At 69.2% G+C, this 15,702-nt stretch carries 13 protein-coding genes; 10 read left to right on the forward strand and 3 right to left on the reverse strand.

Annotation, left to right across the window (positions count from 1 at the left end; translation table 11 throughout):
• Window positions 1-14 precede the first annotated feature (14 nt).
• The 3 genes from HUA76_RS12075 to HUA76_RS12085 all read left to right on the forward strand — a co-directional run bounded on the left by HUA76_RS12075 (window position 15) and on the right by HUA76_RS12085 (window position 5,094).
• The gene (locus HUA76_RS12075) at window positions 15-2,714 is read left to right on the forward strand and encodes a family 20 glycosylhydrolase (protein ID WP_174460893.1); all 2,700 of its coding nucleotides are present in this window, start codon (window positions 15-17) and stop codon (window positions 2,712-2,714) included.
• A 142-nt stretch (window positions 2,715-2,856) separates the two neighbouring features.
• Entirely contained in the window at window positions 2,857-3,420 is a 564-nt protein-coding gene (locus tag HUA76_RS12080; protein ID WP_174460894.1) for an RNA polymerase sigma factor, read from the forward strand.
• A 309-nt stretch (window positions 3,421-3,729) separates the two neighbouring features.
• On the forward strand, window positions 3,730-5,094 hold the full coding sequence (locus HUA76_RS12085) for a hypothetical protein (RefSeq protein ID WP_174460895.1): 1,365 nt from the start codon (window positions 3,730-3,732) through the stop codon (window positions 5,092-5,094).
• Between the two features lie 120 nt (window positions 5,095-5,214).
• Here the strand turns inward: HUA76_RS12085 and HUA76_RS12090 are convergent, their stop codons facing one another.
• On the reverse strand, window positions 5,215-7,131 hold the full coding sequence (locus HUA76_RS12090; protein WP_217439540.1) for a glycoside hydrolase family 2 protein: 1,917 nt from the start codon (window positions 7,129-7,131) through the stop codon (window positions 5,215-5,217).
• A gap of 156 nt (window positions 7,132-7,287) precedes the next feature.
• On the opposite strand from HUA76_RS12090, the gene HUA76_RS12095 reads away from it, so the two are divergent.
• Together HUA76_RS12095 and glgC are read left to right on the forward strand one after the other, a co-directional pair.
• A complete protein-coding gene (locus HUA76_RS12095) occupies window positions 7,288-7,698 on the forward strand; it encodes a hypothetical protein (protein ID WP_174460897.1) in 411 nt (136 codons plus the stop codon).
• Window positions 7,699-7,822: 124 nt separating this feature from the next.
• On the forward strand, window positions 7,823-9,070 hold the full coding sequence (gene glgC, locus HUA76_RS12100; protein WP_141644597.1) for a glucose-1-phosphate adenylyltransferase: 1,248 nt from the start codon (window positions 7,823-7,825) through the stop codon (window positions 9,068-9,070).
• A gap of 10 nt (window positions 9,071-9,080) precedes the next feature.
• On the opposite strand, the gene HUA76_RS12105 is transcribed toward glgC, so the two are convergent.
• Entirely contained in the window at window positions 9,081-9,788 is a 708-nt protein-coding gene (locus tag HUA76_RS12105) for a siderophore-interacting protein (protein ID WP_174460898.1), read from the reverse strand.
• Window positions 9,789-10,006: 218 nt separating this feature from the next.
• Here HUA76_RS12105 and HUA76_RS12110 point away from each other — a divergent pair, with 218 nt between their 5' ends.
• A complete protein-coding gene (locus HUA76_RS12110) occupies window positions 10,007-10,798 on the forward strand; it encodes an HmuY family protein (RefSeq protein WP_141644599.1) in 792 nt (263 codons plus the stop codon).
• Window positions 10,795-12,309 carry an MXAN_6640 family putative metalloprotease gene (locus HUA76_RS12115; RefSeq protein WP_174460899.1) on the forward strand — a complete coding sequence of 505 codons (1,515 nt, stop codon included), beginning with the start codon at window positions 10,795-10,797 and terminating at the stop codon, window positions 12,307-12,309. The genes HUA76_RS12110 and HUA76_RS12115 overlap by 4 nt, the downstream gene beginning before the upstream one ends.
• 63 nt (window positions 12,310-12,372) lie before the next feature.
• On the opposite strand, the gene HUA76_RS12120 is transcribed toward HUA76_RS12115, so the two are convergent.
• Complete coding sequence (locus HUA76_RS12120; protein ID WP_174460900.1) at window positions 12,373-13,518, reverse strand: TonB family protein; 1,146 nt, start codon at window positions 13,516-13,518, stop codon at window positions 12,373-12,375.
• Between the two features lie 240 nt (window positions 13,519-13,758).
• On the opposite strand from HUA76_RS12120, the gene HUA76_RS12125 reads away from it, so the two are divergent.
• Genes HUA76_RS12125 through HUA76_RS12135 form a run of 3 tightly spaced genes read left to right on the forward strand, consistent with a single transcriptional unit; the run spans window position 13,759 to window position 15,684 of the window.
• Window positions 13,759-14,844 carry a type III polyketide synthase gene (locus HUA76_RS12125; protein WP_141644601.1) on the forward strand — a complete coding sequence of 362 codons (1,086 nt, stop codon included), beginning with the start codon at window positions 13,759-13,761 and terminating at the stop codon, window positions 14,842-14,844.
• Window positions 14,838-15,413, forward strand: a complete 576-nt coding sequence (locus HUA76_RS12130; RefSeq protein ID WP_174454185.1) for an isoprenylcysteine carboxyl methyltransferase family protein — start codon at window positions 14,838-14,840, stop codon at window positions 15,411-15,413. Before HUA76_RS12125 ends, HUA76_RS12130 begins: the two co-directional genes overlap by 7 nt.
• Window positions 15,406-15,684: an acyl carrier protein gene (locus HUA76_RS12135; RefSeq protein ID WP_141644603.1), complete on the forward strand. Its 279-nt coding sequence runs from the start codon at window positions 15,406-15,408 to the stop codon at window positions 15,682-15,684. The genes HUA76_RS12130 and HUA76_RS12135 overlap by 8 nt, the downstream gene beginning before the upstream one ends.
• Window positions 15,685-15,702: the final 18 nt, after the last annotated feature.

Raw genomic sequence — 15,702 nt, forward strand, 5'->3', positions numbered from 1 at the left:
CGAAGGGAGACCCGATGAAGCGGCTCGTGTTGTGCCTCACGATGGTGACGTTGTTGCTGTCCGCGTGCCGTCGCCCGACGGAGCTGGCCGTCGAGTGGCAGCCGGTGGACAACTCGGTGGGCAGTTGGAAGTTCTTCCGCTCCGAATTCACCTTGGAGAACCGGGGTGAGCGGGAGCTGGGCTCGCGGGGCTGGAAGCTCTACTTCAGCTTCGTGCGCCGCATCCTCGACGAAGGGGAGGGTGACGAGACGGGAATCCAGGCGCTCGCGGCGCAGGGCATCCGACTCTCCAGGGCCGGAGTGGCGAAGAGCGGCGACTACTATGTGCTGGAGCCGCTGCCGGGCTTCGTACCCCTTCGCCCTGGCGAGAAGCGGAAGCTGTCGGTGCTGGCCTCCGACTGGGCCGTCCTGAAGTCCGACGCGCCCGCCGGGTTCCACATCGTCTTCGAGGGCGGCCCGTTCGGGGCGGACCTCTCGCTCGCGGTGCCCGCCACGGTGCGTCTGGATGCGGCGGACCCGAAGCAGACGACGCGCTTCGAGGGAGACGTGCTGCCCGTTCAGACGCCGGCGCTGCGCTACGCGGAGAACCCCTCCTTCCAGTCGTTGGACTTGAAGGCGCGACTGCTGCCGACCCCGCGTCAGGTGGACGTCCGGGAGGGCGCGGTGGTGCTGGGTGGCGCGGTGGGCATCCTCCACGCGCCGGGGCTCGGAGGCGAGGCGGCCTATCTCGCCGCGGCGCTCGGAGACGTGCTCTCGGCGTCCATCACCACTCGTGAGGCCCAGGGAAGCGCGGGTTCGGAGCGCATCCGCTTGAGCATCGATTCGGCGCTCGATGTCGACGGCGATGGCGACAAGGACGCCGAAGGGTACGTGCTGGAGGTCGAGGCAGACGGCGTGTCGGTGGTGGGCTCGGACGCGGCGGGGGTGTTCTACGGCATCCAGACGCTGCGTCAGTTGGTGCCGGTGGAGGCCTACGCGGCTTCGGTGAATCCCACGAGCAGGCCCGCCGTGCTGTCGCTGCCTCGCGTGCGCATCACCGACGTGCCGGGCTTCGCCTACCGGGGCATGAGCCTGGACGTGGCACGACACTTCCAGACGAAGGAGACGGTGAAGAAGCTGCTCGACGTGCTGGCGCACTACAAGGTGAACGCGCTTCACCTGCGCCTCGCGGATGACGAGGGCTGGCGCATCGAGGTGCCCGGCATCCCCGAGCTGACCGCCTACGGCGCGCGGCGCGGCTATGACCTCCAGGAAGGCCAGATGCTGCAAATCGGTCTGGGCAGTGGCAGCGACCTGGCGCAGGGAGACGGTGTGGCCTTCAAGCCGGAGTCGCCCACCGAGGCCAACGGTGGAGTCGCGCCGCGCTACCAGGGCTTCGAGCAGGCGACGCTCAACTTCGTGGGCGCGGGCCATGGTTACTACACCGTGAAGGACTACGAGGAGCTGCTGGCGTACGCGGCCGAGCGGCACATCGACGTGATTCCGGAAATCGACATGCCGGGGCACGCGCGGGCGGCGGTGAAGGCGATGGAGTACCGCTTCCGGAAGTACCAGGGCACGGACCCGGTGCGCGCGGCGGAGTACCGCCTGGTGGACCCGGCCGACACCTCGGTGCACACCAGCGTGCAGGGCTACACGGACAACTTCGTCAATCCCTGCCTGGAGTCGACCTATGCCTTCCTGGCCAAGGTGGCCCAGGAGCTGAAGGCTCGCCACGACGCGGTGCCCGGGGCGCGGCTCTTGGCCATCCACGCGGGGGGCGACGAGCTGCCGTCGCTCGCGGCGAATGTGTGGTGGCAGGGCTCGCCGGTGTGCCAACAGAACCCGGAGACGCGTGGCCTCACGGACGTGCAGCTCTTCAACCGGTTCTTCACGCGTTGGGGCGGGCTCATCACCGCGACGGGCGCGGCGGCCACGGGTTGGGACGACATCATCCACCACGGGTTGGACCTGCCGGGCTTCATCCCCATGCCGTGGAGCAACGTGTGGGGCTGGGGGCGCGAGGACGACGCGTACCGGTATGCGAACCAGGGCTACCGCGTGATTCTGTCGCACGCGACGAACCTCTACATGGACCTGGCGTACAACAAGGACCCGGACGAGCCCGGCTATTACTGGGCCAACTTCGTCGACGAGAAGAAGACCTTCGAGTACCGACCGTTCGATGTGTATGTGAATGGCACGGCGGACCGGATGGGCAACCCCATCGACCCGAGTGCATGGGCGACGAAGGAGCGGCTCACCGAGGCGGGGCGCAAGAACATCCTCGGCATGCACGGGCTGCTCTTCGGGGAGAACGTCAAGACGCCGCAGGTGATGGAGTATCTGGCGTTCCCCAAGATACTGGGCGTGGCGGAGCGCGCCTGGAACCCGGAGCTGCCCGCGCCTGACCAGATGCCCGCGCTGTGGGCTCGCTTCGCCAACAGCCTGGGACAGTCCGTCCTGCCTCGGCTGGGCGCCTATCGCCCGGTGGACGTGCGTGGTGAGCTGCCCGACAGCGTGGGGGTGAACTACCGCATCCCCTTGCCCGGGGCACAGCGCACGGGCGGGAAGGTGCACGCCAACGTGCGCTTCCCGGGCCTCGTCATCGAGTACTCGGCGGATGGCGGCCGGAGCTGGGCCGTCTATTCGGAGCCCGTGAGTGCCCCGGGCCGGGTGCTGCTGCGCGCTCGGGCGAGTGATGGCCGGAGCAGTCGCGAGGTCGAGCTGAACTGACGGGGGCGGCACCCTCCTGCTTCTCCGCTTCGCGGGGTGAGGGTGCCGCGTCCTCGACAGGTGACACCGCCCACCGGGAGCGCCCGGTGGGCCGGGCAGCGCCGGGCCCGACGCCCCTGCGCGGATGAGGCTGGGAGAGGCCATGGCGACTGCCAAGCTCGGTGTGGATGAACCTCGCGTCCGGGATGCGAGTCGGGGGAATCGTGACGCGGTCGGCGCGCTCCTGACGGAGCTGTTGCCCCGGGTCCGGACGCGGGTGCGGTACCTGGTCCGCCGCGACACGGAGGTGGACGACGTGACGCAGGAGGCGCTCGTCGCCATCCTGCGCGGCCTGCGCGGCTACCGGGGCGACGGCGCCTTCGCGTCCTGGGCGGACCAGGTGGTGCGACGGGTGAGCTTCGCGGCCTCGCGCAGGGCCCGCATCGAACGACGTCAGCGCGATGAAGCGAGTGCCCAGGACTTCGAGTCCTGCGACGAGCTGGCGAGGGAGGACTGCCTGCTGCGCCGACAGGTGGAGGGGCTCCTCGCGCAGCTCCCCGACGAGCAGCGCCGCGCACTCGTGCTTCACCACCTCCAGGGAATGAGCGTGCCCGAGCTGGCGGATGCGCTGGCGATTCCCTTCGAGACGGTGAGGAGTCGACTCCGGTTGGGGCGGGCCCACCTGCGCGTGCTCGTCGCCCGGCGTGGTGCTTCGCTTCAATCCTGAGTCACCCCGGCACCTGTCGGATTCAGGACCGCCGACGCCTGCGATGGAGATGCGCGGTGCCCCGAACCCGCGGTGCTCGCGCTCTGAACCTCATCCACGAGTGCACGGGCGAGGCCCGTGGGACGTGGCTCCCTGGCCGGCGTGCCTGGAGGTGCTCCCGGCCCGCGCGACGCCTTGGATTGAACAACCCGTCGCGTGAGCCCTGGGCCCGGGGGTTGTTTCCCGGCGTGTGCCTCACAACTCCGTGAAGCCCCCTTCGCTGCGCGAGCGCCTGGGGTGTGCCCCCGTGCATGGAAAAGGAGTCAGGTGATGCGGAGTTTGCGAACGAAGACAGTCACGCTCGGCATGGTGCTGCTGGGCTGGGTGGTGCTCTCGGGCTGCGGGCAACCCGAGGAGGGCATGGCGCCCGACACCCGGGGAGACGACGTGGGGCGCCCCATGGCATCCCAGGAGGCCGTGGGACCGCCGAGCGTGCGCGCGTGGCAGGTGCTGGACACTGGCATGATCTATCGTGGCAACACGCGCTCCTCGCGCATCGTGCGGGACAGCGCGGGCAACGTGCTCACCCTTGCGAGCTATTGGCGAAACGGCTCCCAGCGCACGCTGGAGCTGCTCAAGCTGAACCCGCTCGGACAGGAGGTCTGGCGCAAGGTCTTCGCGTGGCCCGTGGCGCAGCTCCAGCCCGCCGAGTCGGACTTCTATTCGTTCCCGGACCTGGTGGTGGATGCCTCCGACAACATCCTGATGGCGGGCCATGCGCCGGAGACGATGGACCTGGGAGATGGCGCGCTGGGCAAGCGCTCGTTCGTGGCGAAGTTCTCTCCAGCGGGGACGCTGCTGTGGCGGCACGCCTTGTGTGACGAGCTGGGCATCCGCGCGGTGACGGTCGACTCGCACGGCGCGGTGTGGCTCGGAGGTCAGGTGGGCCTGAACTGCAACGTGGGCGGTGGCGTCCGGTGGGTGCTGGAGGTCCCGGGGTGGCAGGGCTACATCGCGAAGTTCGACGCGAATGGCGATTACGTCTTCGACCGCGCCATTGGTGGCAGGGGTGACCGCGTGGAGGTCATGGACCTGAAGACTTCCTCGGACGATGGCGTCGTCGTCGTGGGGTGGCGCTATGTCTTCAACCGTTCGCCGGAGCGGGTGGCCTTCGTGTCCAAGTTCGCCCGGAACGGTCCGCACCGCTGGTTCCGCGAGTACCCGGAGGCCACCGGTGGCTTCTATGCCGTCGCGGCGCTCGGTGACGACATCGTCGCGGTGGGCAGCTTCTCGGGGACCATGCGCTTCAAGGGACAGGACTATCCGGGAGGCATCTGGGGACGCGGCAACATCGCGGTTTACTCGCTCACCGGAGAGGAGCGCTGGATGTCACTGGTGGGGGCCTGGCTGAAGGATGTCTCTACAGGCCCGCTCGGCATCGCGGTGCTGGGTGCGTGCGACGCCACGTGTCCGCCGCCCGAGGTCCAGTTCGGCGGCACGGATGGAGTGCTCGGGCTCTACTCTCCGGCAGGAAGTCGACTCTGGGGCGCGGGAATCGGGCCCTTCCACGGCGCCGCGTGGGAGCTGACGTACCACCCCACGGGCGAGGTCTCCCTCACGGGGGACGCGGACGTCGATACCTCGACGACGCCGTTCAGCGCGAAGCAGCTCATCCAACGACTGCGGCCCCAGTAGCGCGGTGCCTCCTCGCGCCAGCAGTGGCCTCCGAGTCTGAAGGAGGCCCTGTCCTGGGTGACGTTCAGCGTGGGCGCGAGGCCCTGGGCAGGGACGACGATGCGATCCATGTGCACGCTGTCAGGGCGCGCGCGCCTGTTCGGTGTGGGCCTGTCGTGCCTCCAGCTTGCGGTAGTGCTCGGCGAGGACGTCGAAGGCTTGCTTGCGCTGGCCCGTCTCCGAGAGCAGCCCCTTGCGATTCCACCCCTGCTGGTAGACGGGATGCTGGCGCCGGGGCGAGCGGAAATCCTTCAGCACCCAGGGCGACAGGCCGCGCAGCGAGGGCACCTTCTCGCTCATCGCGAGTGTCTGCCGGTGGTACTCGGCCTGGAACTCCTCGGAGAACTTCCGCTTCAGCCCGGGCTCGTGGAAGCCCGCCTGGGCGTCGGCGCCGAACTCGGAGAAGACGAGCGGCTTGCCCGTGTCGTTGCGCCAGCCGATGCCCGGCAGGTCCGCCAGCGCGTCGTCGGAATACCAGCCGTTGTAGGTGTTCACCGCCGCCACGTCGAGGTGGCTCACCAGCGGGTCCTTCACCACCATCACCGACTGGCCCTTCTCCTGGACACGGTCGATGAGCAGCGCCGCCGTCACCAGCCGCGTGTCGTCGAGCGCTCGCGCATCTGCCGCGAGTCGCGCCAGGAAGGCGTTGCGCGCGTCGCTCACGGGTGTCTCGTTGGCCACGCTCCAGAACGCGATGGAGGCGCGGTTGCGGTCCCTCAGGATGTTCTCCGCGAGCATCCGCCGCGCGGTCTCCAGCGTCTCGCCCCGGGCGAAGTTGACGCGCCAGTAGACGGGAATCTCGCTCCAGACGAGCAGCCCCAGTTCGTCCGCCATTCGCGTCATGACCTCCGAGTGGGGGTAGTGGGCCAGCCGCACGAAGTTGCCGTGGAGGCCGTGCTTCACCTCTCCGAGCAGCGCGCGCGCCGCCCCGGGAGTCATGGCGCGGGTGGGGTTCTTGCCCAGCTCCTCTTCATGCAGGCTGATGCCGCGCAGGAAGACAGGCTTGCCGTTGAGCAGGATGTCGTGGCCCTTCACTTCCAGCGTCCGGAAGCCGATGCGGTCCACCAACCGGTCCTCGCCGGCCTCCACCGTCACCTCGTAGAGCGCAGGCTGTTCTGGGCTCCAGCGCTTCAGGGCGGAGGGCTCCGCCGCATCGCCCGTCCAGCTCCCATCCGCGCCGGTGCGTCCCTTCAACGTCAGGGACAGCGCGGGGATGCGCACCCGCACCTCGGTGTCCCCGGGCCGCGTGCCCTGGAGCCGCACCGTCGCGCGGAGGCGGCCGTCGTCGCCCAGGCGCACCCACGCATCGTCGATGTACGTGGCCGGCGTCAGCACCAGGCGCACGGGCCGGGTGAGGCCGCCATAGGTCTCCCAGTCGGTGACGGTGGGCGGCACGGTGTCGGCGGAGCGCACGGAGTCGACGCCGACCGTCACCTGGTTCTCCCCCGTGCGCAGCAACGAGGTCACCTCGAACGCGAAGGGCGTGAAGCCGCCCTCGTGAATCCCCACGGGCTTGCCATTCAAATACACACGCGCCACGTAGTCCGCGGCGCCGAAGCGCAGGAACGCTCGCTGGCCCGGGGTCTTGGTCGCGGTGAAGGTCCGCTGGTACCAGACGAGGCCGTCGTAGTAGCGCATCGTCTCGTCGTGGGAGATCCACGAGGCGGGCAGGTGGACCACGGGCGAGCGGCGCATGTCGTATTCGTAGAGCGCCTGGGGATTCGCGCGCGTGACGGCATCGACATCGACGTCGTCATGGCGACGGTGCCCGGGGCCGGCCTCCGCGCCATGGAAGCCCGCGAGGCCGTCTCGGTATGGGTCCACGGACCAGTGCCAGGCACCCGACAAGTCCTGCCCGGCGCGAGCCTCCACGTTGACCAGCACGGGCCCCACGCGCGCGGGTGTTGTCTGGGAAGGAGTTGCCGCAAGGGATTGCGTCGCCAGTCCGACAATCACGGTCAGCCCTCCGCACAGCTGCTTGAGCCACTGTCCCCGCATGGTCATGCTCCGTGAGTGCGAATGTGTCCGCCGTGCCTCGGCACGCGCCGCCAGGGGCGCAGGCTAGGCAGGGAGGACAACCCATGTCGAACGCAGGTGCTCCAGCGCTTGCTTCGACAGTCTTTCCCGCAACGCTTCACGGGCTGGAGGTGACGCATGTCCAGGCCGCGGGAGGAGGCGGAGCACCCGCTGTCCGGTGCGACGGCGCGCTCGGTCCTCACCGTGTTCTTGAGTGTCCTGATGGCGTTCTTCCCCAAGTGCGCCATGTGCTGGGCCGCGTACCTCAGCCTGTTCGGAAGCGTCGGGCTGGCGAGCGCGCCCGCCGTGGAGTGGCTCTTCCCCGTGCTGCTGGGGCTCTCGGGCGTCCACCTGGGGCTCCTGCTGCGGCGGGCGCCGCGCAAGGGCTATGTCCCCTTCGTGCTCAGCCTCGTGGGCCTCGCCGTCATCCTGGGTGCACGGCAACAACTCCCGGTGCGACCCTGGCTGTCGTTCCTCGGCATCGCGCTGATGGCCGGCGGCTCGCTGCTGAACGGCTTCTCCGTCCGTCCCTCGAAGGACGCGACCTGAGTCGGACCTGCCCTCGCTGCCCCGCGCGTTGACGCACGAGGACTTCTGGTGGGGCGCGCGCCGTGAAAACGGACAACCCTTCGTGGAGCCCTATACTGGAGGCCACTCAGGGAGACATCTCAGCATGGGTACGCGCATCCTCGGCATGGTGCTGGCCGGAGGCCAGGGAACTCGGTTGTCGCCGCTCACGCTGAGGCGCTCGAAGCCAGCGGTGCCCTTCGGTTCGAAGTACCGCATCATCGATTTCGCGCTCAACAACTTCATCAACTCCGGCATCTACTCCATCTACGTCCTGACGCAGTTCAAGGCGCAGTCGCTGACGGAGCACATCCAGCGCGGCTGGCGCTTCGGCTCGGTGCTGCTGTCGGACTACTTCATCACCCTCGTGCCCGCGCAGATGTACCTGTACGAGGAGCTGGGGCCCGTCTGGTACCGGGGCACCGCGGACGCCATCTACCAGAACATGCATCTGGTGGAGAACCACCGCCCCGAGCACATGGCCATCTTCTCCGGCGACCACATCTACAAGATGAACGTGGCGCACATGCTGGAGCAGCACGAGTCCCAGCGCGCGGACATCACCATCGCCGCGTACCCCACGCCCCTGGCGGACGCGCACCGCTTCGGCGTCATGCAGGTGGACGAGCGGGGCCGGGTGACGGAGTTCCAGGAGAAGCCCAAGGACCCCAAGGCCATCCCCGGCCGGCCGGACACCGCGCTGGCCAGCATGGGCAACTACATCTTCCGCAGCAAGGTGCTCGCGGAGTTGCTGGAAGTGGACGCGAAGACGGAGGGCTCACAGCACGACTTCGGCAAGGACGTGCTGCCGCGCGCGCTGCGTGACGGCTATCACATCCAGGCCTACGACTTCGCCAAGAACCCCATCCCCGGCCAGACGGCGCCCAATACCTACTGGCGCGACGTGGGAACGCTGGACGCGTACCACGAGGCGTCCATGGACCTGGTGTCGGTGAACCCGGAGTTCGACATCTTCAACGCCGAGTGGCCGCTGCGCTCCGCCAGCGAGTACAGCCCGCCCGCCAAGTTCGTCCACGAGGCCGGGGACAGGGTGGGGCGCGCGCTCAACTCCATGGTGGCCGGCGGCTGCATCATCTCCGGCGGCGTGGTGCGCGAGAGCATCCTCTTCCGCCGCGCGCGGGTGAACAGCTACGCGAGCGTGCAGCGCTCGGTCATCTTCGACGAGGTGGACATCGGCCGGCACGCGCAGGTGAAGAACGCCATCATCGACAAGGGCGTGCGAGTGCCTCCCAACGCGAAGGTGGGCTACGACCTGGAGGCCGACAGGGCGCGCGGCTTCACCGTCACCGAGAGCGGCATCGTCGTGGTGCCCAAGGGCTACCGCTTCGAGTGAGCCGCGTGCCTCACAGCCCGCGCTTGCCGTCCGCCCAGTAGGCCTTGCTTCGCACCGAGCGGCGCGAGACGCCGTGCCGCTCCAGCAACTCCTTGCGCAGCGTGACGATGGAGCCCGCGTGCCCGGCCAGGTAACACGTCGCGCCCGGCAGCACGTTGCGCCCAAGCCACGCTCGCAGCGCCTCGCCTCGCGGCTGTCCGTGCTCGCGCGCGACGGCCGTCAGGGGCACGCCCACCCGCTCCAGCCAGTCCTCCGCTCCCGGCTCCACCTCGATGGCGCCCAGCAGCCGCAGCGGTGAGGGCAGGGCGCGAATCATCGCCTGGAACAACCCCAGACACGTTTCGTCGCCCAGGAACACGTGCGCGGGGGCCTCCTCGTCCACGCCGAGCCGGCCTCCAGGCCCGAGGATGTCCGCCGTGTCTCCCGGCTGGAGCGCTGAGGCCCACGCGCTGCCGGGCCCCTGCCCATGCAGGAAGAAGACGACCTCCATCGCCCCCGTCACCGGGTCCATCATCGACGGCGTGTAGTGGCGGAACGCCGTCTCGCTGACGCGGAACTCCACCTCCTGCCCGGGCTCGTGGACGACGCCGCGCAGGGACTCTCCCTCGAAGCACACCCGACGCAACCGGGGCGCCAGCGTCTCCACCCGGGTGATGTGCGAGGGCTTCGCGAACCAGGGCATCAACGTGTTCGCGAGGACCGCGGGCATCTCCGGCATGGCTCTCTCCGTCGGGGTTTCAGTGTTCAATCTTTAATATTGAAAATGAGAATCGTTATCAAGTAGGCTGTCGTCCTGTCGAGTGGGCAGTGCTTCGCGGAAGCGTGGAAGTGGTGCCTGAGCGTCGGAGAGCGCGGCGGGGCCCTCGACAAGAAAACCCGGAGTCGCGTGCTCTGGGAGTCACGTCACGCAGTCCGCACAGGGAGAGGAATCAGGGAATGATGAGCGATAACGAGCAGGCGTTGCCGAGGCGCGCCGGACAGCAGGGGTTGTGGGTCCTCGTGGCCGTGGGGATGTCGCTGGCGTTGCTTGCGGGCTGCGGCGAGGACGACCCGAAGGTGGAGCCCGAGCCGGAGGTCTGTGAGGCGAGCCAGGTGACCTGCACCGAGCAGACCATCGACCGGCTGACGCTGCTGACGGCGGTCTCCACGGGTGAGGTTCGCGAGGAGGGGACGACGGCCGGCGAGTTCCACACCTTCGTGGACTCGCGCGCGGGTGGCCTGACGCCGACGATGTCCTATACGTACCTGCGCTTCACGCCGACGGGGCTGACGCAGGTGCAGGTGAGTGACCAGGCGGCGCTCGCGTCGACGGAGTGGGACCTGGCGGTGCGTCGCTACACCATGCGCGTCAACAGCGGCACGTCCGGGCCGTCCTGCGTCTCGGTGGCGAACACGCCCGAGGGCACGACGTTCGCCTCGGTGACGTCGAAGAGCGCGGCCGGGGAGTTCAAGACGGAGGCGTGGTTTGATTCCACCTGCACGCTCATCCCCGACGACTCCGGTCTGGGCGGGCCCGCGACGCTCCTGGGTGGCTTCTGGACGTACCAGAGCTGCGTGGAGATGACGGGTCGCATCTTCATCGTCCGGCTGGCGGACGGCCGTCACGTGAAGCTGGAGGTGACGGGGTACTACGAGCCCGCGGCGCAGCAGGTCTGCAACGAGACGCACTCGGTGCCGCAGCCGAGCGGCTCCGGCTCCATTCGCATCAAGTGGGCGTTCCTGCCATGAGGCTCGGGGCGTGGCTCCTGCTTCTTCCCCTGGGTTGTGGCCCCGTGCAGGCATCGCGGGAGCCGCATGAGCTTCCGGAGACGTTCGCCGGGTCGCGAGCGGGGCAGCAGGCTGGAGCGCGCCCCACCTCACCCCAGGCGGTGCCGCCGAGCTTCGGCGTGGACGAGCAGGTGGAGTCGGCGGTGTCCCCGGGGGGGCGCTTCCGGGTCCACTTCTCGCGCGTCGGGCTCAACGCGGTGCCGCCGGGGGACGCGGATGGCAATGGCGTGCCCGACGCGGTGGACGTCGTCGGACGGGCCTATGAGCGCGTCGCGGATTTCTATGTCGGGCTGGGGTTCCTCCTGCCGCGCGACGATGAGTCGGTGGGGGCGGACAACGGCGGTGATGGGTTGTTCGATGTGTACCTGGTGGACTTCGCGGGCCGGGCGGATGGCGCGTTCCGGCTGGATGGCTGCGAGAGCGTGGACCAGAAGTGCGCGGGGCACATGCTCCAGGAGAACGACTTCGCGGGGTACGACTACCCCTCCTTCGAGGAGGCGGTGAGCATCCTGGCCAGCCACGAGTTCTTCCACGCGGTGCAGGCGGCCTATCGGCCGGGGCTGGGCAGCGTGGCGTCGGAGGGCACGGCGGTGTGGGCCAGCGAGCGCTTCGACGCGACGCTCGATGACCTGGAGCAGTTCACGTCGTCGTATCTGTCCCGGACGGACCGCAGCCTCGTGTTGGACCCGACGGGGCCGGCCGCGTCGTTCAGCTATGGCGCGGGGGTGTTCTTCCAGTACCTGGGTGAGCGCTTCGGTGACAGGGTCATTCTGGCGATGTGGCAGGAGAGCCTCGTCGCGCCGACGGCGCCCTGGGCCATCTTGTTGGACACGGTGCTGCGTCGCGAGTGGGGCGCGGACTTCGACACGGCCTTCGCCGAGTTCTCGCAGTGGAACCTCTCCACGGGCGCGCGGGCGCGCGTCGAGCAGGGCTATGCGCGAGGGGGCGGGTATGACGGGCTCGCGCCGTCGGCCCGGACGTTGCCCACCGAGGAGGCGGATGTCCGGGTGACGACCGCGTCGACGCGCTACTTCACGGTGCCGGGTGGCTCCGCGGAGGTGCTGGCCACGTATGTGCTCAAGGCCGGTGAGGACCCCGCGAAGCTGCACCTGCTGGTGGCGGCGGTGACGGATACGGCGGTGCTCCGTGTGTCACGCGCGGAGGGGACGGGCGCGCTGTCCGCGAAGGTGGATGCGTCGGATGCGAGCGAGGTCATCATCGCGGTGGTGGATGGTCGCCACGAGGGCGTGGGTCGCTACGGGACGCTCTGCCTCACGGCGGACCCCGCGGGCGCGCCGTGTGTCGACGTGACTCCCGAGCCCGAGGACCCCGAGGACGATGACGGGGGCTGCAGCGCGGCGCCGAGCGGCCTGGGATGGGCTGCACTGGTGCTGGCGTTGCTTGCGCTCAGTGCACGGCCGGAGCGGGCGCTTCGGCGAGCAGTCGTGGTGCGCCGTGACTCCGTGCGGTGAGCGCGGCGTGGCGGCCCGTGCTCCGTGTTGAATGGAGCCACGGCTGCGCGGCCCCGAATCGAGTCAGGAGCCCTGGGCGGAGGTGTGCTGCTGGGGCGCTGACTCCTGGGGAGCAGGTGCCCGCGGAGGTGTCGGCGCGGGCATCCCTGCTGGGCACGGGCCCTGGTACTCGGTCAGCGCTCGCTGGAAGCGCTCCTGCTCCTCCTGGGGCCACTCGGCCGGGAGCTTCGCGATGGCCTGCTGCTGCTCGCGCAGCGCGTCCTCGCAGCGGCCTTGGTGGTAGGCCACCCGAGCCGCTGTCTCCAGTACATAGGAATTGTGGGACGCGGCCTTCTTCGCCGCGCGCGTCAGCGGCTCGGCCTCGACGTAACGGCCCGCCTGGACATGCAGCCATGCCAGCTCCGTCGCGGCCCACCAGTACGTGGGTGACATGCGGTTCAACTGGCGCAGCGCCTTCTCATACGCGGCGTCCTCCGGATTGTCCCGGGCGAGCACCCGGGCCAGATGCGCCCAGGCCGCGGAGCTGGTCGGAAACAGCTCGGTCCGGGTCCGCGCCCAGTCCTGCTCCTCCCGCGCCGTGAGTTTCATGTCGCTGAACGTCGTGTTGAACTGGAAGGAGTACCTGATTTCGAGGGGGTGGCCCGCCAGCTTCGCCGGCTCGAACCGCATCGTCTGCACCGAGTCGATCATGGCTTGTGTGAGCCCATAGGGCGCGGACTCCAGCACCCGGAGGTTCCGGGCTCGGCCGTCCGTGCCCAGTCGGCACTCGACGACGACGACGGACATGGCCCGCTCGAGGAGGGCCTCCTGGGGAAGCCGGGGCATCTCACCGGAGATGCGCTTGGGATGTTGGAACTGCTCACGCAGGTAGTCGCATGCTTCCGCCAGACCCGCGTCGCACGCGGCGCCGATGTCCGAGGCGGCCTCGCGGAGCTGTTCCTCCGAGAGGGTGCCCGACAACTTCTGGACCGCTTCCGCGAAGACACTGGGGGCCTGCTCGGGCTCTACCTCGGTGGTCGGCGCGGAGTCTTTGGGCGAGACGCCGACGGGTCCGAAGAGCCTGGGGTCCTCGGTCTGCGGGTCCAGGTAGTGGGCCATGGCGCGCGACAGGTGCCCGTGGCTCGCGGGCAGCGAGGGAATGCGGGCGGAGTGGCCACACGCGGTGGCTCCGAGCAGCAGCGAACAAAGAACGACATGCAGTGGACGCATCCGCGCCCACGCTAGCCCTTGCCCAAGGCATGTCCAAGGTTGCGGGCGGGGAGGCGCTGTCCGGGGTGTGACAGGGAGTCCAGCCTCCCCTTCCCCGGGGAGGAATTCGCCGTCGACCGCGCGACATTACGAGGCGGGTGGGGCGTCAGGACTCGTTCAAGTGGGCGCGAGGCATATCGCGTCTGTCCCGAGTTCCAGCTAAGCGTGTCCTTCTGACCGCCGCACGGACCCGAGACCTTCATGTACAGCGCATCCGGCCAGGACAGCAGCGCGCCCTTCATCCGCTCGGTGGGGCGCGCACTCCCGCCTCATTACGCCTCGCAGGAGCAGCTCATCGCGGCCTTCCGGGAGCTGTGGGCCAAACGGCACTTCAACCTGGAGCGGCTGGAGGACCTGCACCGCGCCGTGCAGGTGGGAGGCCGCTACCTGGCGTTGCCCATCGACGCGTATCCGGCCCTGGTCACCTTCCAGCAGCGCAATGACGCCTGGATTCGCGAGGCCACGGCGCTCAGCGAAGTCGTGGTGCGACAGGCGCTGGACGACGCGGGGTTGACGCCGGCCGACGTGGACCACGTCTTCTTCGTCACGGTGACGGGCATCGCCACGCCCAGCATCGAGGCCCGGCTGGCCAACCGGCTGCGCTTCCGCGAGGACTTCAAGCGCACGCCCATCTTCGGGCTCGGCTGTGTCGCGGGCGCGGCGGGCATGGCGCGGGCGGCGGACTACCTGCGCGCCTTCCCCACGCACACCGCGCTCGTCGTCTCCGCGGAGCTGTGCTCGCTGACGCTGCAGCGCGAGGACCTGTCCATCCCCAACATCATCGCCTCCGGCCTCTTCGGTGACGGCGCGGCCTGCGCGGTGCTGAGGGGCGCCCAGGCGCCTGGCGCGAAGGGACCCCGGGTGGTGGCGTCGCGCTCGGTGTTCTATCCGGACTCCGAGCGCATCATGGGCTGGGACGTCGTCGACTCCGGCTTCAAGGTGGTCTTGTCCGCGAAGGTGCCCCAGCTGGTGAAGGACCACATCCAGGGCAACGTGGACGGCTTCCTCGCGTCCCAGGGTTTGAAGCGCGGTGACATCCGTCACTGGGTGGCGCACACCGGCGGGCCCAAGGTGCTGGAGTCCTTCGAGGAGGCGCTGGAGCTGGACAAGGACGCGCTGGCGCGCTCGTGGGCGTCTTTGCGCGAAGTGGGGAATCTGTCCTCGGCCTCGGTGTTGTTCGTGCTGGGGGAGACGCTGGAGAAGGTGACGGCGAAGCCCGGAGAGTATGGACTGATGATGGCCATGGGCCCGGGCTTCTGCGCGGAGATGGTGCTCTTGCGATGGTGACCGCCACACAGGCCGTCTTCCTGGGGTACATGGGCCTGCTCGGGGTGGAGCGGCTGGTGGAGCTGGTGCTCTCCAAGCGCAACGCCGCGTGGGCCTTCGCGCGGGGCGGGGTGGAGACGGGACAGCGCCACTACCGCTTCATGGTGGTGTTCCACTCGCTCTTCCTCGCGGCGTGCGTGGCGGAGGTGTTCCTGCTGCACCGGCCCTTCCTGGGGGGCTGGAGCGGGGCGGCGCTGGGCGGCGCGGTGGTGGCGCAGGGGCTGCGCTACTGGGCCATCTCCACGCTGGGCCCGCGCTGGAACTCTCGCATCATCGTCGTGCCGGACCTGCCGCCGGTGGTGGGCGGGCCGTATCGCTTCCTGCGTCACCCCAACTACGTAGCGGTGGTGCTGGAGCTGGCGTGTGTGCCGCTCATCCACGGCGCGTGGTGGACGGCCGTGTTCTTTTCGGTGGGAAACCTGGTGCTGCTCTCCGTGCGCATCCGCGCGGAGGAAGCGGCGCTGGGGGACGCGTACGCGCGCGCCTTCTCCCACCGCCCCCGTTTCCTTCCCGAGGTGCCCCGTGGCTGAGCTCGAACTGGAAGTCCTGGCGGAGATTCGTCGCATCGCCGCCGATGAGCTGGAGTGGAAGGGCGTGGTGGAGCCCCAGCACGACCTCGTTCGGGACTTGCAACTCGACAGCCTGGGGCTGACGGTGCTGGCGGTGGGGTTGGAGAACCGCTTCCGCATCCGCTTGTCGGAGGAGGACGCGCAGGGGGTGCGCACGGTGGCGGACCTGGCGAAGCTGGTGGAGCGCCGCGTCGCCACGACGGCGCGCACGCCGACGGAGGTCCGCTCGTGAGAGGTCCGACGTTGCCGA

The sequence above is a fragment of the Myxococcus sp. CA056 genome, assembly GCF_013336715.1.
Classification (GTDB): domain Bacteria; phylum Myxococcota; class Myxococcia; order Myxococcales; family Myxococcaceae; genus Myxococcus; species Myxococcus llanfairpwllgwyngyllgogerychwyrndrobwllllantysiliogogogochensis.